This window comes from Inquilinus limosus, from assembly GCF_002195995.1.
Classification (GTDB): Bacteria; Pseudomonadota; Alphaproteobacteria; order DSM-16000; family Inquilinaceae; genus Inquilinus; species Inquilinus limosus_C.
Genome location: NZ_NHON01000019.1, coordinates 51,360 through 74,632 on the forward strand (window position 1 = coordinate 51,360; position 23,273 = coordinate 74,632).

Annotated in this window: 22 protein-coding genes; 14 read left to right on the forward strand and 8 right to left on the reverse strand. The window is 71.6% G+C overall.

What is annotated here, in order from left to right:
* Positions 1-227: 227 nt before the first annotated feature.
* The 4 genes from BWR60_RS12805 (at position 228) to BWR60_RS12820 (ending at position 5,612) form a co-directional block, all read left to right on the forward strand.
* The gene (locus BWR60_RS12805) at positions 228-1,448 is read left to right on the forward strand and encodes an aminotransferase class I/II-fold pyridoxal phosphate-dependent enzyme (protein ID WP_088151410.1); all 1,221 of its coding nucleotides are present in this window, start codon (positions 228-230) and stop codon (positions 1,446-1,448) included.
* Positions 1,445-4,120, forward strand: coding sequence for a DNA translocase FtsK (locus BWR60_RS12810; RefSeq protein ID WP_230983037.1), 2,676 nt, complete (start codon positions 1,445-1,447; stop codon positions 4,118-4,120). The genes BWR60_RS12805 and BWR60_RS12810 overlap by 4 nt, the downstream gene beginning before the upstream one ends.
* Positions 4,121-4,644: 524 nt before the next feature.
* Positions 4,645-4,878, forward strand: a complete 234-nt coding sequence (locus tag BWR60_RS12815; protein WP_144445610.1) for a hypothetical protein — start codon at positions 4,645-4,647, stop codon at positions 4,876-4,878.
* Between the two features lie 287 nt (positions 4,879-5,165).
* Entirely contained in the window at positions 5,166-5,612 is a 447-nt protein-coding gene (locus BWR60_RS12820) for a hypothetical protein (RefSeq protein WP_144445611.1), read from the forward strand.
* Positions 5,613-5,678: 66 nt separating this feature from the next.
* Here the strand turns inward: BWR60_RS12820 and BWR60_RS12825 are convergent, their stop codons facing one another.
* Positions 5,679-6,593, reverse strand: a complete 915-nt coding sequence (locus BWR60_RS12825; protein WP_088151414.1) for a LysR family transcriptional regulator — start codon at positions 6,591-6,593, stop codon at positions 5,679-5,681.
* 108 nt (positions 6,594-6,701) lie between these two features.
* Here BWR60_RS12825 and BWR60_RS12830 point away from each other — a divergent pair, with 108 nt between their 5' ends.
* The 6 genes from BWR60_RS12830 to BWR60_RS12855 all read left to right on the forward strand — a co-directional run bounded on the left by BWR60_RS12830 (position 6,702) and on the right by BWR60_RS12855 (position 12,952).
* Positions 6,702-7,991, forward strand: a complete 1,290-nt coding sequence (locus BWR60_RS12830; RefSeq protein ID WP_088151415.1) for a CitMHS family transporter — start codon at positions 6,702-6,704, stop codon at positions 7,989-7,991.
* Positions 7,992-9,317 carry an acyclic terpene utilization AtuA family protein gene (locus BWR60_RS12835; RefSeq protein ID WP_088151416.1) on the forward strand — a complete coding sequence of 442 codons (1,326 nt, stop codon included), beginning with the start codon at positions 7,992-7,994 and terminating at the stop codon, positions 9,315-9,317. It begins immediately after the preceding gene.
* Entirely contained in the window at positions 9,317-9,631 is a 315-nt protein-coding gene (locus BWR60_RS12840) for an AtuA-related protein (RefSeq protein WP_088151417.1), read from the forward strand. The genes BWR60_RS12835 and BWR60_RS12840 overlap by 1 nt, the downstream gene beginning before the upstream one ends.
* A 42-nt stretch (positions 9,632-9,673) precedes the next feature.
* A complete protein-coding gene (locus BWR60_RS12845; RefSeq protein WP_088151418.1) occupies positions 9,674-11,662 on the forward strand; it encodes an alpha/beta hydrolase domain-containing protein in 1,989 nt (662 codons plus the stop codon).
* Between the two features lie 261 nt (positions 11,663-11,923).
* Positions 11,924-12,547: a LolA family protein gene (locus BWR60_RS12850; RefSeq protein ID WP_088151419.1), complete on the forward strand. Its 624-nt coding sequence runs from the start codon at positions 11,924-11,926 to the stop codon at positions 12,545-12,547.
* Positions 12,548-12,952 carry a GNAT family N-acetyltransferase gene (locus BWR60_RS12855; RefSeq protein ID WP_088151420.1) on the forward strand — a complete coding sequence of 135 codons (405 nt, stop codon included), beginning with the start codon at positions 12,548-12,550 and terminating at the stop codon, positions 12,950-12,952. It abuts the gene before it with no gap.
* A gap of 22 nt (positions 12,953-12,974) precedes the next feature.
* Here the strand turns inward: BWR60_RS12855 and BWR60_RS12860 are convergent, their stop codons facing one another.
* Positions 12,975-13,850 carry a hypothetical protein gene (locus tag BWR60_RS12860; protein WP_088151421.1) on the reverse strand — a complete coding sequence of 292 codons (876 nt, stop codon included), beginning with the start codon at positions 13,848-13,850 and terminating at the stop codon, positions 12,975-12,977.
* A gap of 351 nt (positions 13,851-14,201) precedes the next feature.
* A complete protein-coding gene (locus tag BWR60_RS12865; protein ID WP_088151422.1) occupies positions 14,202-14,954 on the reverse strand; it encodes an SDR family NAD(P)-dependent oxidoreductase in 753 nt (250 codons plus the stop codon).
* Positions 14,955-15,073: 119 nt separating this feature from the next.
* Here BWR60_RS12865 and BWR60_RS12870 point away from each other — a divergent pair, with 119 nt between their 5' ends.
* Positions 15,074-15,976, forward strand: a complete 903-nt coding sequence (locus BWR60_RS12870; RefSeq protein ID WP_088151423.1) for a LysR substrate-binding domain-containing protein — start codon at positions 15,074-15,076, stop codon at positions 15,974-15,976.
* Between the two features lie 298 nt (positions 15,977-16,274).
* On the forward strand, positions 16,275-16,820 hold the full coding sequence (locus tag BWR60_RS36350) for a hypothetical protein (RefSeq protein ID WP_144445612.1): 546 nt from the start codon (positions 16,275-16,277) through the stop codon (positions 16,818-16,820).
* Between the two features lie 292 nt (positions 16,821-17,112).
* On the opposite strand, the gene BWR60_RS12875 is transcribed toward BWR60_RS36350, so the two are convergent.
* Complete coding sequence (locus tag BWR60_RS12875) at positions 17,113-18,027, reverse strand: LysR family transcriptional regulator (protein WP_088151424.1); 915 nt, start codon at positions 18,025-18,027, stop codon at positions 17,113-17,115.
* 92 nt (positions 18,028-18,119) lie between these two features.
* Here BWR60_RS12875 and BWR60_RS12880 point away from each other — a divergent pair, with 92 nt between their 5' ends.
* On the forward strand, positions 18,120-19,259 hold the full coding sequence (locus BWR60_RS12880) for a DSD1 family PLP-dependent enzyme (protein ID WP_088151425.1): 1,140 nt from the start codon (positions 18,120-18,122) through the stop codon (positions 19,257-19,259).
* Positions 19,260-19,275: 16 nt separating this feature from the next.
* Positions 19,276-20,208 carry an ornithine cyclodeaminase family protein gene (locus tag BWR60_RS12885; protein ID WP_218823474.1) on the forward strand — a complete coding sequence of 311 codons (933 nt, stop codon included), beginning with the start codon at positions 19,276-19,278 and terminating at the stop codon, positions 20,206-20,208.
* A gap of 3 nt (positions 20,209-20,211) precedes the next feature.
* Here the strand turns inward: BWR60_RS12885 and BWR60_RS12890 are convergent, their stop codons facing one another.
* Genes BWR60_RS12890 through BWR60_RS12905 form a run of 4 tightly spaced genes read right to left on the reverse strand, consistent with a single transcriptional unit; the run spans position 20,212 to position 23,261 of the window.
* Positions 20,212-20,955: a VOC family protein gene (locus tag BWR60_RS12890; RefSeq protein ID WP_088151426.1), complete on the reverse strand. Its 744-nt coding sequence runs from the start codon at positions 20,953-20,955 to the stop codon at positions 20,212-20,214.
* A gap of 28 nt (positions 20,956-20,983) precedes the next feature.
* Positions 20,984-21,586 carry an alkylhydroperoxidase domain protein gene (locus BWR60_RS12895; RefSeq protein ID WP_088151427.1) on the reverse strand — a complete coding sequence of 201 codons (603 nt, stop codon included), beginning with the start codon at positions 21,584-21,586 and terminating at the stop codon, positions 20,984-20,986.
* 8 nt (positions 21,587-21,594) lie between these two features.
* A complete protein-coding gene (locus tag BWR60_RS12900) occupies positions 21,595-22,188 on the reverse strand; it encodes a CMD domain protein (RefSeq protein ID WP_088151428.1) in 594 nt (197 codons plus the stop codon).
* Between the two features lie 32 nt (positions 22,189-22,220).
* Complete coding sequence (locus BWR60_RS12905) at positions 22,221-23,261, reverse strand: putative FMN-dependent luciferase-like monooxygenase (RefSeq protein ID WP_088151429.1); 1,041 nt, start codon at positions 23,259-23,261, stop codon at positions 22,221-22,223.
* Between the last annotated feature and the right edge of the window lie 12 nt (positions 23,262-23,273).

Here is a 23,273-nt window from a genome sequence, read left to right on the forward strand (position 1 = left end):
TCGTGATTCGTCCGGACGTTCCCGGACCGTGCTGGCCCGGCCACACCGTGGCCGGAAAAGCGCGCCACCCTGGCCGATCAGCGACGCCGGATTTGACAGGAGAGGTCAGAAGACCGGATAAAGTGATTGGAATCTAAGAGCTGTTTCGCGGCGGCACCGGCCGCCGGAAGCGAGGAGAAAGGCCGGCTTCAGCCGGCCCGCCGCGGAAGAGGGTGTTGCAGGAGAGCATGCGGGGCGGCCGACTCAACGAGGCACTGGAACGGCTCGCGGACTATCCGTTCGCGCGTCTGGCGACGCTGTTGTCCGGCGTCACGCCGCCGGAGGGGGTGACGCCGCTGGCCATGTCGGTCGGCGAGCCGCAGCACCAGCCGCCGGCCTTCCTGGCCGAGGTCCTGGCCGCCAATGCCGGCAGCTGGAACCGCTATCCGCCCGTGGCCGGCACCCCGGCCTTCCGCGAGGCCTGCGCCGGCTGGCTGCAGCGCCGCTTCCACCTGCCCGACGGGCTGGTCGACCCGGCCCATATCCTGCCGCTGTCCGGCACCCGCGAGGCGCTGTTCCTGGTGGCCGAGCTCGCCGTGGATCATCGCCCCGGCGCCAACCAGGTGCCGGCCGTCGCAATCCCCGACCCGTTCTACGCCCCCTATGAGGGCGCCGCGGTGATGGCGGGGGCGGAGCCGGTGTTCCTGCCGGCCGGGCCCGCCACCGGCTTCCTGCCCGATCTCGACGCGCTGGAGGCCGATGCGGCCCTGCTGGCGCGCCTCAAGCTGCTGTATCTGTGCAACCCGACCAACCCGCAGGGCGCCGTCGCCCCCCGCGCCTATCTCGACCGCGCCATCACCCTGGCACGGACGCATGGCTTCATCCTGGCCGCCGACGAGTGCTACGCCGAGATCTACGACCGCGACCCGCCGGCGGGCGTGCTGGAGGTCGCTTCCGGCCGGGACGGCGGGTCGCTGGACAACCTGCTGGTGTTCCATTCGCTGTCGAAGCGGTCGAACGCGGCCGGGCTGCGCAGCGGCTTCGTCGCCGGCGACCCGGCGCTGGTCGCCGCCTTCCTGCGGCTGCGCAGCCATTCCGCCGCCGGCATGCCGCTGGCGGTGCAGGCGGCCTCGGCCGCCTTGTGGGCCGACGACGCGCATGTGGTCGAGAACCGGGCGCTGTACCGGGCCAAGTTCGACGCCGCCGAGGCGGCGCTGGGCGGGCGCTTCGGCTTCCGCCGGCCGGAGGGCGGCTTCTTCCTGTGGCTCGATGTCGGCGACGGCGAGGCCGCCGCCCGCCGACTGTGGGCCGAGGCCGCGATCCGCACCCTGCCCGGCGGCTACATCACGCGGCTGGACCGGCCGGAGATCGGCCGGCGCTGGCTGCGCATCGCCGTGGTCCACGACACCGAGACGGTCGGGCGCGCCCTGACCCGGATCGGCGAGATCCTAGCCGAGGCGGCAGAATGACGATGGCCGGAACCTCCTCCCGTCGAACCGCGGTGACGCGCAGCTCCGGCCGCGGCGCCGCCAGCAAGCGCTCCTTCCTGCCGCCGGTGGTGCAGGAGTTCCTGCGCAACCGGGTGCGGGAGCTGAGCGGCTTCGGCATCGCCGTGTTCGGCTGCGGCCTCTTGGTCGCGCTGGTCAGCTACGACCCGACCGACCCGTCCTGGAACACCGCCAAGGCCGGCCCCGCCGCCAACCTGCTGGGCCGCCCCGGCGCCCATTTCGCCGACCTGCTGATCCAGACGCTGGGCATCGGCGCCTTCCTGCTGGCCGTGCTGCCGCTGTTCTGGGCCTGGCGGCTGATGCGGCACCAGCCGCTGGACCGGGTGTGGTGGCGCGTCACCAGCATGCTGTTCGGCGTGCTGTTCCTGGCCGCCGGCCTGTCGCCCCTGCCGGCGATCGAGGGCTGGGCCGAGCGCGGGTCGCTGGGCGGCGCCGTCGGGTCGATGATCCTGCGGCGCATCTCCGACACCGTGATCATGTCGGCCGGGCCGGTCGCCACCTTCTGGCTGGCGCTGGCCACCGGCGCCGTCGGCCTGCTGCTGGTGCTGGTCGCGCTGGGCCTGTCCTCGACCGAATGGCACCGGGTCGGCTCCGTCACCGGGGCCGGCGCCCGCGCCGGCGCCTCGGTCACCGGATCGCTGCTGCGCACCTTCGGCCGGCTGATGCAGTGGCTGGGCCTGCGCACGCTGCAGGGCGCCGGCACCGTCGCCTCCAGCATGATGCGGCGCGAGCCCGCGGCCCCGGCCCAGCCGGCCTTCGCCATGCCCGGCGCCGGACCCGCGGCGCGGCCGCGCTTCGCCCGCGCCAACCCGCCCGGCCCGCGGATCCCCGACCCGGAAGGCCCGGAGGACGACGAGGATATCGCCCCGGCCCGCCCGCCGCTCATCATCGGCGGCGGCCGCACCGAGCCCGATCTCGACCTGCCCGAGGACGAGGACGACGACCTGATCGACCTGCCCTCGCTGCGGCCGGTCGAGGAGCCGCCGCGCCGTCCCGGCGCCCCGATGCCCCCCGCCGCGCCGCCCCATATCTCGCCACAGCGCGTCGCCCCCGCGGCGATCGAGCCGGCGCCGCGCCGCCCGGCCACGCCGCCGCCGCGCCAGACCAGCTTCGAGCTGGCGCCGCCCGACACCTATGAGCTGCCGCCGCTCGACCTCCTGACCCTGCCGGACCCGACCAAGCGGCCGGCCGTGGCCGACCCGCGGGTGCTGGAGCAGAACGCCGCGGCGCTGGAGCAGGTGCTGAGCGATTTCGGCGTCCGCGGCTCGATCGTGAAGGTCAATCCCGGCCCGGTGGTCACGCTGTACGAGCTGGAGCCGGCGCCCGGCACCAAGTCCAGCCGCGTCATCGGCCTGGCCGACGACATCGCCCGGTCGATGAGCGCCGTGTCGGTGCGCGTCGCCGTGGTGCCCGGCCGCAACGTCATCGGCATCGAGCTGCCGAACCAGAAGCGCGAGATGGTGCTGCTGCGCGAGCTGCTCGGCTCCGACACCATGGACAAGGCCGGGTCCAAGCTGGGCCTCGTCCTCGGCAAGGACATCGGCGGCGGCCCGATCATCGCCGACCTGGCCCGCATGCCCCACCTGCTGGTGGCCGGCACCACCGGCTCGGGCAAGTCGGTCGCCATCAACACCATGATCCTGTCGCTGCTGTTCCGGCTGCCGCCGGACAAGGTGCGCTTCATCATGGTCGACCCGAAGATGCTGGAACTCTCGATCTACGAGGGCATCCCGCACCTGCTGGCGCCGGTCGTCACCGACCCGAAGAAGTCGGTGGTCGCCCTGAAATGGGCGGTGCGCGAGATGGAGGACCGCTACCGGTCCATGTCCAAGGTCGGCGTCCGCAACATCGAGGGCTACAACCAGCGGCTGCGCGAGGCCAAGGCCAAGGGCGAGGTGCTGACCCGGCGGGTGCAGACCGGATTCGACCCCGACACCGGCAAGCCGATCTTCGAGGACCAGCCGATCGACCTGACCGAGCTGCCCTACATCGTCATCATCGTCGACGAGATGGCCGACCTGATGCTGGTGGCGGGCAAGGATATCGAGGCGCTGATCCAGCGCCTGGCGCAGATGGCGCGCGCCGCCGGCATCCACCTGATCATGGCGACGCAGCGGCCCTCGGTCGACGTCATCACCGGCACGATCAAGGCCAATTTCCCGACCCGCATCAGCTTCCAGGTCACCTCCAAGATCGACAGCCGCACCATCCTCGGCGAGGGCGGGGCGGAGCAGCTGCTGGGCCAGGGCGACATGCTGTACATGGCCGGCGGCGGCCGCATCACCCGCGTGCACGGCCCCTTCGTCTCCGACGGCGAGGTCGAGGAGACGGTGCGCCACCTCAAGGCCCAGGGCGAGCCGGCCTACAACGACGCGGTGCTGGAGGACCAGGAGGACGGCGGCGGCTTCGATTCGCTGGCGCTGGACGGCGAGGGCGGGTCGGGCGACGACCTGTACGACCAGGCCGTGGCGCTGGTGGCGCGCGAGCGCAAGGCGTCGACCAGCTTCATCCAGCGCCATCTGCAGATCGGCTACAACCGCGCGGCCCGCCTGATCGACCGGATGGAGCAGGAGGGCGTGGTCAGCCCCGCCAACCATGTCGGCAAGCGCGAAGTTCTGGCGGGGAACCACTGACGTCGCCGCACCCGCTATCGGTCTTCGTCGAGCGGAACCGCCCTATTGCCTCTCCCGCTTGCGGGAGAGGTCGGAGACGCGAAGCGGCTCCGGGTGAGGGGATTTCGTCGAGGCCTGGGTCAGCCCTCACCCGGTCTCGCTGACGCGAGCCCGACCTCTCCCGCCAGGCGGGAGAGGCAATTTTCTCCTCGCAGCGACCTTCCCTCCGCCGCTCCGCTCGGCCCCGATCGTTACACCGATTTCATGTTCCGCCCACCAGGGCGTTAGCTGCGGCGACGTAGGGTTGCGTCTGTCGGAGCCAAGACGTGGCCTCCCGCCCCGCCTCTCCTCCGATCTTCGTTGTCTGTCGATGGAGATCGTAAACATGCGCAGGAGCCTTCTGTTCGCCGTTCTCGCGGTTCCGGCCCTGGCCGTCGTCCCCGCTTTGGCGATGGCGCAGACCACGCCGGCCACCACGGCCCCGGCCGCCGCCCCCGCGGCGCACAAGATGATGANTTCCTTGTCTGTCGATGGAGATCGTAAACATGCGCAGGAGCCTTCTGTTCGCCGTTCTCGCGGATCCGGCCCTGGCCGTCGTCCCCGCTTTGGCGATGGCGCAGACCACGCCGGCCACCACGGCCCCGGCCGCCGCCCCCGCGGCGCACAAGATGATGAAGACCCACCACGCCGCCCGGGTCCATCACAAGGCCCATCGCACCGCCAACAGCGAGCAGGACCAGACCCGCAAGCTGAACGAGGAGCAGCTGAACAAGAAGTAAGGTTTCGGACCGCAGCAGACCCTCGCCCCCACCCCCCCTTCCGAGGCGAGGATCGCGGTTCGCGGAGGCCCGGTCGTACAGACGACCGGGCCTCTTTTTTTGCCTGCCGCCAGGTTTCGATCCGGATGCAGCCAGATATTGCATCCGAAACATGAAATATCGTCCATGAAGGCAGTTTTCCCGGATCGGTATTGCCGGCCGGATCGTTGAGGGGTGGATCGGATCACGCGCCGCGGCCGCCTGTGCCTGTGGCGCCGATCATCAGGCATCCCTCGATGGAGAGCTTCATGCGCAGGAGTTTTGTCTTTACCGCCCTCGCCGTGTCGGCGTTCGCCGCTGCGCCTGCCCTGGCCCAGACCGGGGTCGAGCCGGCGACGCCCGGGACGGCGCCGTCGGTCGAGGCTCCCGCCGCGAACGCGCCGGCGGAGCAGCCGGCCCCGAGCACCCACCGGCATCGCAAGCACATGCAATCGTCGAATGCCGACGACCAGGCCCAGCCGCGCCATCGCCGCGGCAGCAAGAACTCGGCGGAGGAGGAGCAGACCCGCCAGCTCAACCAGCAGCAGCTGAGCGCCGGGGCCACCCCGACGGCGCCCGGCGCGGCCATGCCCGGCACGGCCATGCCCGGCCAGATGGCCCCGGCCGAGCCGATGCAGCCTGGCGGGATGATGGAGCAGGCCCCCTCGACCGACCAGACCGTTCCGGCGGAGCCAATGGCCCCGACCGGCGAGTAACCCCAGCCGCCGCGGCCCTCCAGCGGCGGAGACCCAGGCCCGGTCGCCCAGGCGGCCGGGCCTTTCTCATGCCCCGGCGGCAGGCTCCGTGCCGGAGGCCAGGATCGAGTCGCGGAACGCGGCGGCGGCGGGCGACAGCGTCCGCCCCGCCCGGGTCAGCACGCCGATGTCGCGCGTCACCTCCGGTCCTTGCAGCAGGCGCGTGGTCAGGGCCGGATGGGCCAGCACCGGCAGGGTCAGCACCGGCAGCGCCGTCACCCCGAGCCCGGCCGCCACCAGCGCCCCGGCGGTCGCGAGATGCGACACCTCGAACTCCGGCTCCGCCGCCACGCCGGCCTGGGCGAAGCCGCGATCGGTCAGCGGCCGGACGCTGGTGATGCGCGACATGGCGACGAAGGGCCAGGCGGCCAGGTCGGCCCAGGTGACGGCGGATTGGCGCGTCAGCGGATGGTCCTGGCGCAGGATGGCGACGAAGCGGTCGGACATGATGCGGGCGAACTCGATCCTGCCGTCGGACGCCGGGCGGCCGGCGATGCCGAGATCGGCCTCGCCGCGCAGCACCGCGCCGACCACGCCGTCGAGCAGCGTGTCGATGACGCCGACCGAGACGCCCGGATGGCTGCGGCGGAACCGGTCGATCACCGGCGGCAGCAGCCCGGCCGTCACCGAGGGCAGCCCCGCGACCGAGACGCGGCCGCGGGCCGAGCGGAAATAGTCGCCGAGATCGTCGAGCGAGCTGCGCAGGTCGCCGATCAGCCGGCCGGCGATGGCGGTGAACTCCCGCCCCTGCGGCGTCGGCTCCACCGTCCTTGTGTTGCGGTCGAACAGCCGCTCGCCCAGCCGCGTCTCGGCCCGCGCCACCGCCCGGCTGACCGCCGGCTGCGACATGCCCAGCGCCTCCGCCGCCGCGCGGAAGCTGCGCAGCCGGTCGACCTGCAGCACCACCTCGATCTCGAACAGCGACAGGTTGATGCGCTTCATGCATCAATCGATGACACAAATTCACTTCCCGATCCACCACCCGCCATGGCGTCCTGGCACTTGAGCGGCCCCGGATGAAGGACGGCCGCCGCAACGGGAGGATGGCGGATGCTGGCGGCCCTGGGGTTCCTGACCATCGCGGTGTTCCTGGCGCTGATCCTCAGCGGCCGTGTCTCGGTCCTGGTGGCGCTGGTGCTGGTGCCGCTGGCCGGCGGCCTGATCGGCGGCTTCGGCGCCGGCCTCGGCCCGATGATGCTGGACGGCATCGTCAAGGTCGCGCCGGTCGGCATCATGATCATGTTCGCCGTCCTCTATTTCGGGCTGATGCTCGACACCGGGATCTTCGAGCGGCCGATCGGGTTCCTGCTGTCGCTGGTGCAAGGCGACCCGGTGCGGCTGTGCCTGATCACCGCCCTGCTGACCATGCTGGTCGCGCTGGACGGCGACGGCGCCACCACCTTCCTGATCACGGTCACGGCGCTGCTGCCGGTGCATCGGCGCCTCGGCCTCAACCCGCTGGTGCTGCCCGGCATCATCTGCCTGGCCGCCGGCACCATGAACCTGCTGCCCTGGGGCGGGCCGACGGCGCGGGCGATGACGGTGCTGAAGACCGACGCCGCGGCCCTGTTCAACCCGGTGATCCCGGCCATGGTCGCCGGCCTGGCCTGGGTGTTCGTCGCCGCCTGGCTGATCGGCCGCGGCGAGCGCAAGCGCCTGGGCATCGCCCATGGCGTCGACGCGGTCGCGCTGGTCGAGCCGACCGAGGCCGAGCGGGCGGCGCGGCGACCGCACCTGGCTTGGTTCAACGCCGCCCTGACCATCGCCCTGATCGTGGCGCTGCTGGCCGGGCTGTGGCCGCTGCCGGTGCTGTTCATCACCGCCTTCGCCATTGCCCTCCTGGTCAACTATCCGCGCTGGGAGCAGCAGCGCGAGCGGCTGGTGAAGCATGCCGACAGCGTCGTCACCGTCACCGCCATGATCTTCGCCGCCGGCATCTTCACCGGCATCCTGGGCGGCACCAAGATGATCGGCGCCATGGCCGAGGCGCTGGTGGCGGTGGTGCCGCAGGGCCTGGCGCCGTACCTGTCGCAGATCGTGGCGGTGACCGGCATGCCGCTGAGCCTGGTCTTCACGCCGGACGCCTACTATTACGGCATCCTGCCGGTCTTCGCCGGCACCGCCGGCGCGCTGGGCCAGGACCCGCTGGCGATCGGCCGGGCCGCGATCCTGGGCCAGATGACCACCGGCTTCCCGCTGAGCCCGCTGACCGCCTCGACCTTCATCCTGGTCGGGCTGACCGGGGTGCAGCTGGGCGCGCATCAGCGCTTCATCTTCAAATGGGCCTTCGCCTCGACCCTCGTCATGACGGCCGTCGCCTGGGCCACGGGAGCCATCTGAATGCCGAAGGCGATGCGGATCGGGGCCGGCGCCGGTTTCGCCGGGGACCGGCTGGAGCCGGCGGCGGAGCTGGTGGCGCGCGGCAATCTCGACGCGCTGGTGTTCGAATGCCTGGCCGAGCGCACCATCGCTTTGGCCCATCGCCGCCGCCGGGCCGACCCCGATGCCGGCTTCGACCCGCTGCTGGAGCGGCGGCTGCGCCCGGTGCTGCCGGGCGTCGCCGCCCAGGGCATCCGGGTGCTGACCAATATGGGCGCCGCCGACCCGGTGGGCGCCGGCCGCCGCGCCGCCGCGCTGTGCCGCGAGCTCGGGCTGGCGATGCGGATCGGCGTGGTGACCGGCGACGACGTGCTGGACCGGATCGACCCGACCGCCCCGGCGCTGGAGGACGGAAAGCCGCTGGCCGCGCATGGCCCCCTCATCGCCGCCAACGCCTATCTCGGCGCCGACGCCATGCTGCCGGCGCTGGAGGCCGGGGCCCAGCTGGTGATCACCGGCCGGGTCGCCGACCCGTCGCTGTTCGTGGCGCCGCTGGCCTGGCGCTTCGGCTGGGCGCTGGACGATGCCGGCCGCATCGCCACGGCGACGCTGGCCGGCCACCTGATGGAATGCGCGGGACAGGTCACCGGCGGCTATTTCGCCGATGCCGACGGCAGCGACGCGCCCGGCCTGGCCGATCTGGGCTTCCCGATCGCCGAGGTCACGGCGGCAGGCGGCATCACGATCACCAAGCTGCCGGGCACCGGCGGCCGGGTCAGCCGGGCCACGGTGAGCGAGCAGCTGCTGTACGAGGTGACCGACCCCGGCGCCTATGTCACGCCCGACGTGGTGCTGGAGGTCACCGGCGTGGCGGTGGCGGAGCAGGGCGCCGACCGCGTCACGGTCTCCGGGGCGCGCGGGCAACCGCGGCCGGAGTCGCTGAAGGTCAGCGTCGCCTATGAGGCGGGGTGGGAGGCCGAGGCCGGCATCTCCTATGGCGGGTCCGGCGCGGTCGAGCGCGGCCGCCGCGCCGCCGACATCGTGCGCGAGCGGCTGGGCCGGCGCGGCGACATCACCGACCTGCGGTTCGACCTGGTCGGCGTCGATTCGCTGCTGCCCGGCCGGCTGCGCGGCAGCGAGCCCTCCGAGGTCCGGCTGCGCCTCTGCGCCCGCGCCGCCAGCGCTGAGATCGCGGCCGATGCCGCGCGCGAGGTCGAGAGCCTGTACACCAACGGCCCGGCGGCGGGGGGCGGCGTGCGCAGCGCGCTCCGGCCCGTGGTCGGCATCGTCTCGACCCTGATCGACCGGCGGGCCGTCAGCCCGGCGGTCGAGATCCTGGAGGCATGATGGTCCGCCTCGGTGAACTCGCCCATGCCCGCGCCGGCGACAAGGGCGACACCACCACGCTGAGCGCGATCGCCCGCGACCCGGCCGATTACGAGCGCCTGCGCCGCGCGGTGACGGCCGAGCGGGTGGAGGCGCATCTGTGCGGCGACCTCGCCGGCCGCTTCACCCGCTTCGAGCTGCCCGGCCTGGCGGCGCTGCATTTCGTCGGGCGCGGCGTGCTGGGCAGCGGCGTCACCACCTCGCTGGCGCTGGACAGCCACGGCAAGTCGCTGTCCTCCGCCCTGCTCGACCTGGAGCTGCCGGACGAGAGCTGAGCCGGCACCGCCGGCCCGAACCACACGACAATGGGGGACCGCATGAGGGGTTGCATCATCCGCGCCGCGGCGCTGCTTGTCCTTGCCCTGGGCCTGCCGGGCCCGGCCCAGGCCCGGCTCGTGAGCCTCACGGTGGAGCGGCAGGAGGCGGCGGCCCCGGCCAGGCCCGGCGCCCCGGCCTATCAGGTCCTGCGCGGCACCTTCCGGGGCGAGCTGGATCCCGCCGACCCGGCCAACGCCCTCATCACCGACCTGCGGCAGGCGCCGCGCAATTCCCGCGGCAAGGTCGAGTATGCCGCCACCTTCGCCATCGCCCTGCCTTCCGACCCGAAGCAGGCCAGCGGCGTGCTGGTCTATGACGTGCCGAACCGCGGCAATGGCGGCGTCAAGGCGGATCCCGACGGCCATATCCGTGTGGTCAGCGGCTGGCAGGGCGACATTCCGGCCACCGACGGGCTGCAGACGGCGGAGGTGCCGGTCGCGGCCAGCCTGACCGGGCCGGCCTTCGCCCGCTTCATGAACATGGCGCCGGGGACGAGGAGCCTGCCGATCCTGGTCGGCTTCTCCCGCACCGGGCCCGGGCCGGTGCCGGCGACCTTGGACACCCGCCGGGCGCGGCTGTTCCGCCAGTCCGCCGACGACCGGCCGGCGATCCCCATCCCGCCGCGCGACTGGGCCTTCGGCAACTGCAGCGACAGCGCCTTCCCCGGCACGCCCGACCCCGGCTGGGTCTGCCTGCGCGGCGGCTTCGACCCGCGCTACGCCTATGGCCTGGCCTATACCGGCAAGGCCCCGAAGGTGCTGGGCATCGGCTTCGCCGCCACCCGCGACCTGACCGAATTCCTGCGCCACGCCGCGGCGGACGATGCCGGCACGGCCAACCCGGCGGCCGGGCTGGTGCGCTGGACCGTGGCAACCGGCACCTCGCAATCCGGCAACTTCCTGAAGAGCTTCCTCAATCTCGGCTTCAACGCCGACGAGCAGGGCCGGATCGTGTTCGACGGCCTGAACCCGAACATCGCCGCCCGCCAGTTGCCGATGAACCTGCGCTTCGGCGTGCCCGGCGGCGCCGCCACCCTGTACGAGCTGGGCAGCGAGGGCACGCTGTGGTGGATTCGGTACGACGACCGGGCCCGCCGGCGCGGCACCTCGAGCCTGCTGGACCGCTGCGAGGCCAGCGGCACCTGCCCGAAGATCATGGAGACCTTCGGCGCGGCGGAGCTGTGGGGCCTGCGCCTGTCGCCCGGGCTGGTCGGCACCGATGCGCGCCGCGACTTGCCCCTGCCGGCGAATGTCCGGCGCTACTACTTCCCCGGCGTCACCCATGGCGGGTCGGCGACCGGCGGCTTCTCCACCACCGGCGAGGCCCTGCCCGCCTGCACGATGCCGGGCAACCCGAACCCGTCGTCGATGACCCTGCGGGCGCTGCAGGCGGCGCTGGTCGACTGGGTCAGGTCGGGGAAAGAGCCGCCGGCCAGCCGCTACCCGACCCTGGCGGCGGGCGACCTGGTCGATCCGACTTCGCGGGCGATGGGCTGGCCCGTCCTCCCCGGCGCGCCGCGGCCGGACGGAAAGCTGAACATCTTCCTCGACTACGATGTCGGCCGCGGCTTCGACTATGCGGATCTGAGCGGCGTGCCCGAATTCCTGCCGCCGCGGATCCGGCAGGCGCTGCCGTCGAAGGTGGTGCGCGTCGACGCCGACGGCAACGAGGTCGCGGGCGTGCCCTCGGTCCAGGTGCTGGTGCCGCTGGGCACCTATACCGGCTGGAACGTGCTGGCCCGGGGCTATGGCGCCGGCGGCGGCTGCTCCTTCCTCGGCGGCTTCATCCCCTTTGCCCGGACGAAAGCGGAGCGGATCGCCGCGCAGGATCCGCGGCCGTCGCTGCAGGAGCGCTACCGCGACCATGCCGGCTTCGTGGCGCGGGTGAAGGCAGAGGCCGCCCGCCAGGTCGCCGCCGGCTGGCTGCTGCCCGACGACGCCGCGACCCTGGCCGCCCAGGCGGAGGCGAGCGACGTGCTGAAGGAGTGAGGCGCGCCTTCGCGTGGCCTCTCCCACCTGCAAGCCTCTTTCAGAATTCCCACACCGTCATTGCGAGCGCAGCGAAGCAATCCAGGGACCAATGCGAACCGGCCCCTGGATGGATTCGTCGGCTTCGCCTCCTCGCAATGACGAGGAGGGGACCGAAGAGTCGATCTCAAAGCCCACTGGCGCAGGGCGGCGACACGCCGCCCTGGATATCCGGGATCCGGTGCCCTACTTGGAACACAGACCCCGTGTATCCGGACGACCATGACGATCCTACGCACCCTCGCCGCGGCCCTGGCCGCGCTGCTCCTCGCCGCCGGGCCGGCCGCCGCCGTGCAGCCGGCCCAGCTGACCGCCCAGGACCGCCAGGACCTGGCGCGGGTCGAGCAGTATCTGGGCAGCCTGACCACGGTGCAGGCGGATTTCGTCCAGACCACCAACAACACCGACCTGTATCGCGGCCATTTCTACCTGAAGCGGCCGGGCAAGATGCGGCTCGAATACGAGCCGCCGATCTCCTACATGTACATCGCCGACGGCACCTGGCTGACCTATTACGACGCCGATCTGCGGCAGCGGAAGGACGTGCCGCTGGGGTCGACCATCGCCGACTTCATCACCCGCGCCAACGTCAAGCTGTCGGGCGACGTCACGGTGACCAAGGTCAGCCGCGGCAACAACCTGCTGAGCGTGCAGCTGGTGCAGACCGACAAGCCGAATGACGGCGCCCTGACCCTGAACTTCACCAGCAACCCGATGATCCTGCAGAGCTGGGTGTCGGTGGACCAGCAGGGCAACGTCACCCAGGTCGACCTGACCGGCATCCAGCCCGGCGTGCAGCTGGACAACAAGCTGTTCATCGTGCCGCGCCGGGGCAGCAACCGCTGAATGGCGGCCAGGCCGGTGCTGGAGTGGCGCGGCGCCTTCGGCAATGACGAGCTGAACGCCCTGCATGCCGAATGCTTCGGGCACCCGGTGCTGGGCGACGACTGGTGGGGCCAGGTCAACCGCTTCAGCCTGGGCTGGGTGTGCCTGCGCCTGGACGGCCGGCTGGCCGGCTTCGTCAATGTCGCCTGGGACGGCGGCGTGCACGCCTTCCTGCTGGACACGGCGGTGACGCCGTCGCTGCGGCGGCAGGGCCACGCGACGCGGCTGGTGCGGGAGGCCGTGGCCCGGGCCCGCGCCGCCGGCTGCGAATGGCTGCATGTCGATTTCGACCCGGAGCTGCGCGGCTTCTATCTCGACGCCTGCGGCTTCCGGCCGACCGAGGCCGGGCTGGTCCGGCTGCGATAACGGCCGGCCGGCCCCCGCCCGCTCACCCGGTGTCGGGGGTGGGGACGAGGATGCGGGCGAGATAGCCGTCGGCGTCGTTCCAGATGTCGAAGGCGAGCGAGCGGCAGAGGCGGATCATGGCCCCGCCGATGCTCTGGGTGTCGAGCAGCGCGTCGACATCGGGCTCCTGCAGCCGGACCGCCAGCCCGGCCTTCAGCGGCGCGACCCGCGCGGGTTCGGCGAGGTCGTCGATGGCCCGCTCGATCATGGCGGCGACCGCGGCGCGGCGGCGGGAGCGCTCGGCCCGGATCTCCTCCGGGCTGCCCTCCGGCCGGTCCGGGCGCGGCCCGTTGCCGTGCCCCCGCTCCCACCGGCGCCACGCCTCGGTCAGGCCGAGGCCGCTGACCAGCCCGGCCACGACCGACCCGACCGGGCGCTCCTCGACCGGGTCGTCCGGATCGCCGTAGAGATCGGCCAGCGCCTGGGACAGCTCCTGGTCGAGCTCGGCGGCCCGGCCGCGATCGCCGAGATCGGCCCAGATCAGGCGGGTGATGGTGTCCTCGACCTGCTCGCGATGGCGGGCGCGGCGGGCATCGCGGCCGCCGTCGCGGAGGCTGAGGTCGTTCACGGCCCGGGCGCGCTGGGCCAGGGCCTGGCGCACCAGATGGGCATAGCGGGCGAAGGCGAGACCGGGGTCGCCGGCCGCAACCGGAGGCTGGGCCGCAGCCTGGGCTTCCGGCCCCTCGGCCGGCGCGGTCGAAGCCTCAGCCTGTGGCGCCTGGGCGGCGAGGGCGCGGGCGCCCGCCGCCTCGGCCAGCTGCATGCCGATCTCGGCCAGGCGCGTCAGCATCTCGCACTGCTGCAGCGCGCAGCCGCGGCCATAGGCCTGGACATCGAGATCGGCGGGCACGTCCTTCATAGAACATATCATGAACGAGAAGGCGAGTTAAGGCAATGGCCCTTGCGTGGGCACAAGCGAACGAGGATCTCCGGTCCCGCGGCGCCCGATGTCCCCGATGCGCCAGAAGGAGACATCGCGTCGGCGCCTCGACACCGGACATTCCTCGATCTCGCAGAATTCGGATCGTCCTGACTGGGCCGACCCGATCAGGACGCCCGGAACCTGCCAATCCGGTGGGAACCCGGAACCTGCGATGATGGCCGTCCGACTGTACGCCAACATGGAGCTGCCGCTCGAGAGTTGGGACTCGAAGCTCAAACTCTGGGAGTGCATCGCCGTAGGTGACGCGGTCGTCGATCTCTTGAGATATCAGATCTGCGTCTGCCCGCCGTCCACGAAGAGTTCGATCCCGTTGATGAAGCTCGCGTCATCCGAGGCGAGGAAGAGAACGGCCTTCGCGATCTCGTCGGGCCGTCCAACCCGCCCCGCCGGGATCAGCCCGACGAGGTCGGATTTGATGCCCGCGGCCGTCGCGCCGCCACCGAACAGGCCATCGAGCCCGGCCGTATCGGTTACGCCGGGGCTGACCGCGTTGACCCGGATCCGGCGTTGCTTCAGATCAAGGATCCAGTTGCGGGCGAAGCTGCGGACAGCAGCCTTGGTGGCGCTGTAGACGCTGAAGGCGGGAGTGCCGCTGACGCTTGTGGTCGAGGCGTTGAGCACGATCGAACCGCCGTCCCGCAGGAGCGGCAGCGCCTTCTGGACCGTGAACAGAGTGCCCTTCACATTGGTCGCAAATGTCCGGTCGAAATGCTCTTCGGTGATCTCGCCCAGGGCGCTGAACTCGCCACCGCCGGCGTTCGCGAAGATCACGTCGATCCGCGAATGCCTTTGCTGCACGGAGTCGTAGAGCTTGTCGATATCGGCGAGCACGGACATGTCCGCACGAATGCCGGTCACCCGCCCCCCGATCGCCTTCACCGCCTCGTCCAGAGCGCCTTGGCGGCGGCCGGTGATGAAGACGGAGGCGCCTTCCTCGGCGAACGCCTTGGCCGTCGCGAGACCGATGCCGCTTGTCCCGCCGGTGACGACCACAACCTTGCCTTCAAATCTGCTGCTCATCATTGATCTCCTCGCGATGGCGAACTGCTCGCCGTCCACGGAGGAGATGCCCTTAGAACGCTGATGCATGTAGACACCGATTGTGACACTCATCGTTCCGAAACAGGAACGCTAGACCGATGCCTGATCTCAATGACTACGTCTATTTCGCGGAAGTCGTGGCCCATGGCGGCTTCGCGCCGGCCGGCCGCGCCCTGCGCCAGCCGAAGTCGAAGCTGAGCCGGAGGATCGCCAGGCTGGAGGCCAGGCTCGGCGTTCGCCTCATCGAACGCTCCACCCGTCGGTTCCAAGTGACGGAGGTCGGGCGTGCCTTCTATGAACGCTGCCGTGCGATCGTGCTGGATGCCGAGCAAGCCGAAGCGGTGGTGGCGCAGGCCCAGGCGGAGCCGCATGGCCGGGTGCGGTTCAGCTGTCCGACCGGTCTCGTCGAGATCCTCGCCCCGATCATCCCTCTGTATCTGGCGAGGTTCCCGAAGGTCAGGCTCCAGATGATCGCGATCGACCGGCCGGTCGATCTCATTGCCGAGCGCATCGATGTCGCTCTACGGGTTCGCACGGCTCTGGCGGGGGATGCCACGCTCACCATGCGATCGCTCGGCCGGTCCCGGCGCATTCTCATCGCCGCCCCACGGGTGGCGAAGGAAGCGGGGTCTAGTCTCGAAGCGCTGGCCTCGCTTCCGACGCTCGCGACCGTCGACGACGCCGACGAGATCGAATGGCATCTCGAGCATTCGGCCGGGGCGATGCACGTTCTTCGACATTCACCGCGGATGAGTTGCAGCGATTTCGGGGCGATCCGCGAGGCTGCAGCGGCAGGGCTGGGCGTCGCGCTGCTCCCGGACCATAGTTGCCGCGATCACCTCGAGGCAGGGCATCTCGTCCGAGTGTTTCCGGAGTGGTCCGGCTACGAGGGGATCGTTCATCTCGTTTTCACCACGCGGCGCGGGCTGCCGCCTGCGGTGCGGAGTTTCATCGACCATCTGGCGGCAACATTTCCTCCGGATATGATCGGCACGCCATAGCGTCGGCTTCGCGTGGGCGCGAAATGCGGTCATCGCGTTCGCGCCGCAACAGCGGACATCGACCGAACGTGAGAGATCCCGGCGCTTTCCGGCCGACACGGCCCGATCAGCACGCCCGAAACCGGCCATTTCAACCGGCACCTTGAAGCGGACATGACCGGACGCGACCTAAAGCGGTCAGCTCTGAGCATCACTTCGGAAGCGACCCGCCCGCGTTGGCACGACGGATGCAATATCTGGCAGCTCGTGGCAATCTGGAAGGCATCTGCGACTGATACGTCTGGCAGGAGTTTAATCTATGGCAGATATCTTGGAGGCAAAACTTAGTTCTGTTGAGACACTCCTTGGCGCCTCTGACATCTATGTCTCCGCCAGATTAAACAAAGGCAGCCGCCCAGCCGATGTTTTATTTCGCTTTGGCGGAGAGATTGTAGTCGAGAAATCGTTCTCTGGACTTAGGTTTTTGCCTGAGCGCAACGGCTTAGTCCCAATTTTAAAATTTGTTCAATGGAAAAGCTTGGTCATAGCCATCGGCTTAACACGAATGCTCATTTTTTGTGCGAATCCTCCATCCGTACTCACTTCAACACAGTTGTTCCGAGCCGCCCACGAGGACACAGGATTTTATAGTGTAAGAGCTGATGCCTTCGGCCACGCTCTGATTGTCTTGTATGAAAGTGGCACCGCCTCTGTGAGTGGTGATGGAAAATTGTTATGGCACAGGGAGAAATACTGGGATGATATTGTGACATTTGTCGACGAAAACATCGTCGTCTTGGAAGATGACGCAGGCTCTAAGACTATTATCGATTGCAGAACGGGGGAGCTGAGAGACAACAGATAGTTCCGCTTTCCGCCCAATGCCGTCGGCGCGGTCAGGGGGAGTGTCTCAAAAGCCGCCATTGGGTTGGCCTGGCTCGATGCTCGAACATGCGCTTGCCCGCAGGGATCGCCGACAGTTCCCTCCGTGGGCCACGTCCGCTTTCGGGCGCGGTTGGATGCCGTCCGGCATGCCGACTTCCGCCGGTTGCAGCGTCACGGGATGCAGCACTTCACCGCGACCCCGGATCGCCCCAGCGGAGAGATCCGTTCCGGACGCCGGCGCGCCCCCGGCACAGCATGCGCGCCGCATGGCCTCAGGTCCCGCTTCGCCACGGGACCGGCCGCAGGCTCCCCTCCAGGATGCCGAGGAACCGCTCCGTCCGCGCGACGCGGCCGGTGCGCGAGCCAAGCAGCGCCACCACATCGGCGTCCGGCAGCCGCCAGCCCGGCAGCAGCGGCACCAGGCGACCGGCCCGCAGATCCGCCGCGACGTCCCATTCCGAGCGCTGGATGATGCCGAGGCCAGCCAGGCCCCAGCGCCGCACCACGCCGCCGTCATTGCTGTTCATCGCCGGATGGATCCGGACCGTGGCCCGCCGCCCATCCGCATGGGTGAAGCCCCAGAGCGTGACGTCGGCCCGGTCCTCGCGGATCACGGCGCAGTCATGGGCCTGCAGATCCTCCGGCCGGCCGGGCATGCCGCGCCGCGCCAGATAGGACGGCGCGGCGCAGAGCAGGCGGCGGTTCGGCGCCAGCCGCCGCAGGGTCAGCGCCGAATCCGCCAGCGGCCCGACCTGGACCAGCACGTCCCAGCTGCCGGCCGAGAGGCTGCCGGCGGGATCCTCGAACAGGGTCAGGGTCAGCTCGACCTCCGGATGCTCCGCCTTCAGCGCCGCCATGGCCGGGGCGACATAGGCCCGCCCGAAGCCGAAGGGCGCGGCGACCCGCAGATGCCCCAGCACGGCCTGGCGCCGGTCGGCGATGCTCTCGGCGATCCCCGCCATCTCCGCCAGCACGCCGGCGCCGCGCTCGGCCAGCAGGGCGCCCTCGGCCGTGAGCCGCAGCCGCCGCCCGGACCGCTCGGCGAGGCGCACCTTCAGCCGCGCCTCGAGCTGGCGGAGGCGCTGGGTCACCGCCGGCGGGGTGACGCCGAGGGCGCGGGCCGCGGCCGCGAGCGAGGGGGAGGCCGCCACCACGGCGAAGAACTGGAGGTCCTGCGACGAGATCATTAAGTCTGAAGTTAACCTGATATCAATCAGCGGTAAATTGCGGCTGCGCCGGCAACGGCCTAAAGATCGGGAGCCCATACCGGAAGCCGCCGATGCCCGACCGCCTGTCCGCCCTGCCGACGCCGAGCCTCGTCCTCGACGAGGGCCGCATGCTCCGCAACATCGAGCGCCTGCGCGGCCGGCTGCGGCCGCTGGACGTGGCGCTGCGCCCGCATCTCAAGACGGCGAAATCGGTCGAGGTCGCGCGGCGCCTGCTGGCCGGCGGCAACGGCCCGGCCACGGTCTCGACGCTGAAGGAGGCGGAGGTGTTCGCCGCGGCCGGCATCCGGGACATCCTCTACGCCGTCGGCATCGCGCCGCGGAAGCTCGACCAGGTCCTCGCCCTGCGGGCGCGGGGCTGCGACCTCTCGATCCTCCTCGATTCGCCCGAGCAGGCGGCGGCCGTGGCCGAGGCGTCGCGGCGGGCCGGCGATCAGATCCCCGCGCTGATCGAGGTCGATTGCGACGGCCATCGCGGCGGGCTGCGGCCAGACGACCCGGCCCTCGTCGCGGTCGGCCGCATCCTGCAGGACGGCGGCGCCGCGCTGCGCGGGGTGCTGACCCATGCCGGGGAGAGCTACGGCGTGTCCGGCGCCGAGGCGCATGCCGCCTTCGCCGAGCGCGAGCGGTCCGCCGCCGTGGCGGCGGCCGGGGCGCTGCGGGCGGCCGGCCTGCCCTGCCCCGTGGTCAGCGTCGGCTCGACGCCGACCGCGCATGCCGCCCGCGACCTGTCCGGCGTCACCGAGGTCCGCGCCGGCGTCTATGTCTTCTTCGACCTGGTCATGGCCGGCATCGGCGTCTGCTCGACCGACAACATCGCGCTGTCGGTGCTGACCAGCGTCATCGGCCGGAACAGCGAGCGCGGCTGCCTCTTCATCGACGCCGGCTGGATGGCGATGTCGCGCGACCGGGGCACGATGGCCCAGGCCGTCGACCAGGGCTACGGGCTGGTCTGCGACGGCGAGGGCGCGGTCCTCGCCGACCTGATCGTCTCGGCCGCCAACCAGGAGCATGGCATCGTCACGCTTCGCCCCGGCAGCCGGGGCGTGCTGCCCGACCTGCCGGTCGGCACCCGCCTGCGCATCCTGCCGAACCATGCCTGCGCCACCGCGGCCCAGTTCGGCGGCTACGAGGTGCTGCCGGCCGACCCGGCGGCGGGGCTCATCCATTGGCCGCGCTTCGGCGGCTGGTAGACATCGCAGGAGGTCCATGATGCTGTTCGTCGCCGAAGCCGAATCCGCCGCGCTGGCCACGCATGAGATGGCCTATGCCGCCGTCCGCGAGGCGCTGATCGCCGTCTGCGACGACGGCACGGAGAGCTTTCCGGTGGTGCATGGCCACGGGTCGGTGCGGGAGAACCGCTTCACCGTCAAGGCGGCCGCCGCGGCCGATGTGGCGGGGCTCAAGGTCGGCTCCTTCTGGCCGGGCAACCCGGCGGCCGGCCTGCCGCGCCACAACTCGCTGATCCTGCTGTTCGACCAGGAGAAGGGCCGGATCGGCGCGGCGATCGAGGCCGGCACCCTCAACGCCTACCGCACGGCCGCGGCCGACGCCGTGGCCGCCGACGCGCTGGCCCGGCCCGACGCCGCCACCCTCGCCATCTTCGGCGCCGGCCACCAGGCCCGGTACGAATGCGCCGCCGTGGCCCGCATCCGCCCGATCCGCCGCGTGCTGGTGGTGGCGCGGAACCCGGCCCAGGGTACCGCGATGGCGGCCGAGCTGCGCGACCGGGGCCTGGCAGCGGAGACGGCCACGGCCGAGGCCGCCTGCGCCGCCGCCGACATCATCGTCACCGCGACCTCGGCGACGGCGCCGCTGTTCGACGCCGGCTGGGTCCGCCCCGGCACGCACATCGCCAGCATGGGCTCGGACGCCCGCGGCAAGCAGGAGCTGCCCCCGCGGCTCCTGGCCCAGGCGAGCCTGTTCTGCGACCTGCCGAGCCAGTCCCGCGCCATCGGCGAGTTCCAGCACGCCCCGGCCGACGCCGCGCCGGTCGCGATCGGCGATGTCCTGGCGGGCCGCCACCCCGGCCGCCGGTCCGCCGATGAGGTCACGGTGTTCGACAGCTCCGGGCTGTCGGTGCAGGACCTCTACGTCGCCCTGCACCTTCTGGCCCGGCGGTCCGGAGCAGAACCGGCCTGAAGGCTACGCGATCCGCCGGATGCGGACGCCGCGGGTGCGCGCGGGGTCGAGATCGTCCGTCGCGCCGCCGGGGGCGACGCGCAGCGTCAGCGACACCGGCCCCTCGCCGCGGGTCTCCAGCGCCACGCCGGCGCGGTCCGGGCCGAGCAGATGCACGGACTGGCCATTGCCCAGCCCGATCGGCGCCCCGGGCCCGGCTTCGGCGCCCAGCAGGGCGGCATAGCGCCGGCCGCTGGCCGCCGGATCCGCCACGGCGATCTCGACCCCGGCGATGCCGAGCGCGCCGTTGGCGTGGCGGCGGACATCGCCCTCCGGCACCCGCAGCCGGCGCGGCGTGACGTCGCCGCACAGGAAGGGCAGGTCCGAGGTCGCGGCCCGGGCCGTGCGCCATTCCAGCCGCTCGCCATCCGGCCGCAGCCGGCCGCCATCGGTCGGGCCTTCGAGGGCGAGGCCGCGCGCCTTCGCCGCCGCCACATCGGCCGCGATGTCGCCGGGCAGCAGGGCGAAATCGACCAGCCCGTCGCCGGCCTGGTCCAGCACCCGCCACCAGCGGAACTCCGGGTTCGGGCGGCGGAAGGCGATCAACTCGATATAGGCGCCGTCGGCGAAGACGATCAGCGCGTTGTGGCTGGCGCCATGGGTGTGCTCCCCGCCCGGCGCCACGGTGAAGCCGAGCGCCCGGTAGTCGGCGACGGTCCGGTCCAGGTCGCGGACGGCGATCACCACATGGTCGAGCGGCAGGGTCATGGTCGTCTCCCGTGTCGGCGCGGCGCGGTCAGGCCTGCACCTGCGGCTCGCCCAGCGACAGCATCAGGCGGTTGGCCCAGTTGAAGAAGGCGGCGCCCTGGATCACGTCGGCGACCGCAGCATCGTCCAGCCCGGCCGCGCGCAGCCGGCGGACATGATCGGCCCCGAACGATCCCGGAGTCTCGGTCAGCGCCACCGAGGCGGCGACGATGGCGTTCCAGCGCTCGCCCAGATCGGCGCCGACGCCCTCGTCCAGCAGCCGCTGCACGTCGTCGCCGCGCTTGGAATGGACGGTGGCGAAGCGGGAATGGACCGAGGCGCAGTAGATGCAGCCGTTGAGGCGCGAGGTCGCGGTGGCCGCCAGCTCGCGCTCCGCCCGCGGCAGGCCGCCCTCGGGGTTGTAGAAGATGTCCTTGTCGGTCTTCGTCCGCGCCTGCAGCACGTCCGGGTCGCGCACCAGCAGCCGAAAATAGTCGGATTTGGCGCGGGCCGCGTCGACCAGCCCGGCGAGGTGCCGTTCGGTCAGCTGGTCGGCCGGATACGGCTCCAGCCAGGGCAGCCAGCCGAGTTCGTCCTGGGTGAAGACGGTCGGCTCGCGGTTGTCGGGATGGGTCAGGACGGTCTCGGTCATGGCGGGCCTCAGGCGGCGGCCAGGGCGCGCAGCCCGGCGACGATTCGGATCTGGAAGGACAGGAAGGCGACGAGCTGCGACAGGGTGACGATGTCGGTGGTCGACCAGCCGGCGTCGAGCAGCGCCTGCAGCGCCGCGGCGCTGGCATCGCGCGGGCGGAACACCAGCAGATGCGTGTGCGCCAGCGCCGCCGCGAGGCGGGGCCCCAGCACCGAACGGCCATCGCCCGAGACGTGGTAGACCGGCCCGCGCCTGTCCTCGGCGCTGAGCGGCCCTTCCGGGTAGTGGCCATAGGGCCCTTCCGCCCCCGCCCGCTCCGCCTCGGCCGCCACGGCGACGGCGAGACCTGAATTGAGCCCGGCCAGGGCCCCGGCGTAGAAGCGGGCCGTTCCCGGCTCGCGGTGCAGCGCCGCGACGAAGGCGGCGACGGCATATCGCTCCGGCAGCGACACCGTGCCGGGGTCCTCGGGCTCGAACAGCGCCGCCCAGCTCTTCTGCGCGTTCTCGCGGGCCACCGGGCGCTGGTCCCGGATGCGGTCGAGGGCGGAGCCACGCTCGACCCCGGCCAGCAGGTCGATGACGTCGGCCGTCGGTTCACTCATCGTCTGGTCCTTCTCACGAACAGTCAGCGGCGTCAGCAGGACGCGGCGGCGAGGCGGATGTCGTCGCCCCGGTCCCGGCGGGCCCAGCCGAAGGCGGGCGCCACCTCCTGCGCCACCAGCTCGATCGAGCGCAGGATGAAGGGGTGCGGCGGGTCGACCGAATGCACCTGCACCACCAGGTCGGTGGCGCGGCGCAGCGTGCCGTCGGCGCGCAGCGAGGCGATCACCTCCTCCGGCGTGCCGAGATGGACGTCGAAGGCGGCGATCAGCTGGTCCAGCGTGTCGCCCGGGGCGCCGCGGCCGGCGGCGGCGAAGCGGTCGGCCTGGCGGCGCAGCCCGCGCTCGGCGAAGCGCCGCGCCTCGTCCCGGTCGTCGGCGACATAGACGCTGCGCGACGCCAGGATGCGCGGTTCCCTGCCCGCCGGCAGCGCCGCCAGATAGGCGTCGATGATCGGGTCCTGGATCTCCGCCAGGGTGGCGTCGGGCGCGTCGGCCGGCCGCGGCTGTGTGCGCGACAGCATCAGCCCGTCGCCCGCCGCCCCGGCCCGGGCGCCGCCGGCGACCGAGAAGGTGGCCTGCCAGATCCGCTCCAGGAGCTGCGGCGCCGCCGGGTACAGCCGGGTGTCGGCGCCGTCGAGCGGCCGGCCGCCCCAGGCGTCGAGCAGCACCTGGAGATGCTTGGCGAAGATCTGCGACCGGTCGGCGCTGTCGAGGCCGAAGGCGGCGAAGGCCGAGGGCGTGCCGCCGGTGCCGAGGCCGAGCTCCAGCCGCCCGTCGGCCAGGAGGTCCAGCACCGCCGCATCCTCCGCCACCCGCACCGGGTGCTCCAGCGGCAGGGTGATGATGCCGGTGCCGAGGCGGATGCGGGAGGTGCGGGCCGCGACCTGGGCCAGGAACACCAGCGGCGCCGGCAGCCCGCCCTCCGGCTCGTGGAAATGGTGCTGGGCGACCCAGGCGCTGTCGAAGCCGTGCCGCTCCGCCGTCGTGATCTGCTCGGTCGCCAGGCGATAGCGCTCCTGCGCGCTCGCCTCGTCGAGAAGCCGGGTGAAGAAGCCGAGCCGCTGGATGGTCACGGAACGAAGCCT

Bases quoted from the DNA above. Each gene is read 5' to 3' on its own strand.
- BWR60_RS12805 (WP_088151410.1), top strand. From the start codon at position 228: ATGCGGGGCGGCCGACTCAACGAGGCACTGGAACGGCTCGCGGACTAT.
- BWR60_RS12810 (WP_230983037.1), top strand. From the start codon at position 1,445: ATGACGATGGCCGGAACCTCCTCCCGTCGAACCGCGGTGACGCGCAGC.
- BWR60_RS12815 (WP_144445610.1), top strand. From the start codon at position 4,645: ATGCGCAGGAGCCTTCTGTTCGCCGTTCTCGCGGATCCGGCCCTGGCC.
- BWR60_RS12820 (WP_144445611.1), top strand. From the start codon at position 5,166: ATGCGCAGGAGTTTTGTCTTTACCGCCCTCGCCGTGTCGGCGTTCGCC.
- BWR60_RS12825 (WP_088151414.1), bottom strand. From the start codon at position 6,593: ATGAAGCGCATCAACCTGTCGCTGTTCGAGATCGAGGTGGTGCTGCAG.
- BWR60_RS12830 (WP_088151415.1), top strand. From the start codon at position 6,702: ATGCTGGCGGCCCTGGGGTTCCTGACCATCGCGGTGTTCCTGGCGCTG.
- BWR60_RS12835 (WP_088151416.1), top strand. From the start codon at position 7,992: ATGCCGAAGGCGATGCGGATCGGGGCCGGCGCCGGTTTCGCCGGGGAC.
- BWR60_RS12840 (WP_088151417.1), top strand. From the start codon at position 9,317: ATGGTCCGCCTCGGTGAACTCGCCCATGCCCGCGCCGGCGACAAGGGC.
- BWR60_RS12845 (WP_088151418.1), top strand. From the start codon at position 9,674: ATGAGGGGTTGCATCATCCGCGCCGCGGCGCTGCTTGTCCTTGCCCTG.
- BWR60_RS12850 (WP_088151419.1), top strand. From the start codon at position 11,924: ATGACGATCCTACGCACCCTCGCCGCGGCCCTGGCCGCGCTGCTCCTC.
- BWR60_RS12855 (WP_088151420.1), top strand. From the start codon at position 12,548: ATGGCGGCCAGGCCGGTGCTGGAGTGGCGCGGCGCCTTCGGCAATGAC.
- BWR60_RS12860 (WP_088151421.1), bottom strand. From the start codon at position 13,850: ATGAAGGACGTGCCCGCCGATCTCGATGTCCAGGCCTATGGCCGCGGC.
- BWR60_RS12865 (WP_088151422.1), bottom strand. From the start codon at position 14,954: ATGAGCAGCAGATTTGAAGGCAAGGTTGTGGTCGTCACCGGCGGGACA.
- BWR60_RS12870 (WP_088151423.1), top strand. From the start codon at position 15,074: ATGCCTGATCTCAATGACTACGTCTATTTCGCGGAAGTCGTGGCCCAT.
- BWR60_RS36350 (WP_144445612.1), top strand. From the start codon at position 16,275: ATGGCAGATATCTTGGAGGCAAAACTTAGTTCTGTTGAGACACTCCTT.
- BWR60_RS12875 (WP_088151424.1), bottom strand. From the start codon at position 18,027: ATGATCTCGTCGCAGGACCTCCAGTTCTTCGCCGTGGTGGCGGCCTCC.
- BWR60_RS12880 (WP_088151425.1), top strand. From the start codon at position 18,120: ATGCCCGACCGCCTGTCCGCCCTGCCGACGCCGAGCCTCGTCCTCGAC.
- BWR60_RS12885 (WP_218823474.1), top strand. From the start codon at position 19,276: ATGATGCTGTTCGTCGCCGAAGCCGAATCCGCCGCGCTGGCCACGCAT.
- BWR60_RS12890 (WP_088151426.1), bottom strand. From the start codon at position 20,955: ATGACCCTGCCGCTCGACCATGTGGTGATCGCCGTCCGCGACCTGGAC.
- BWR60_RS12895 (WP_088151427.1), bottom strand. From the start codon at position 21,586: ATGACCGAGACCGTCCTGACCCATCCCGACAACCGCGAGCCGACCGTC.
- BWR60_RS12900 (WP_088151428.1), bottom strand. From the start codon at position 22,188: ATGAGTGAACCGACGGCCGACGTCATCGACCTGCTGGCCGGGGTCGAG.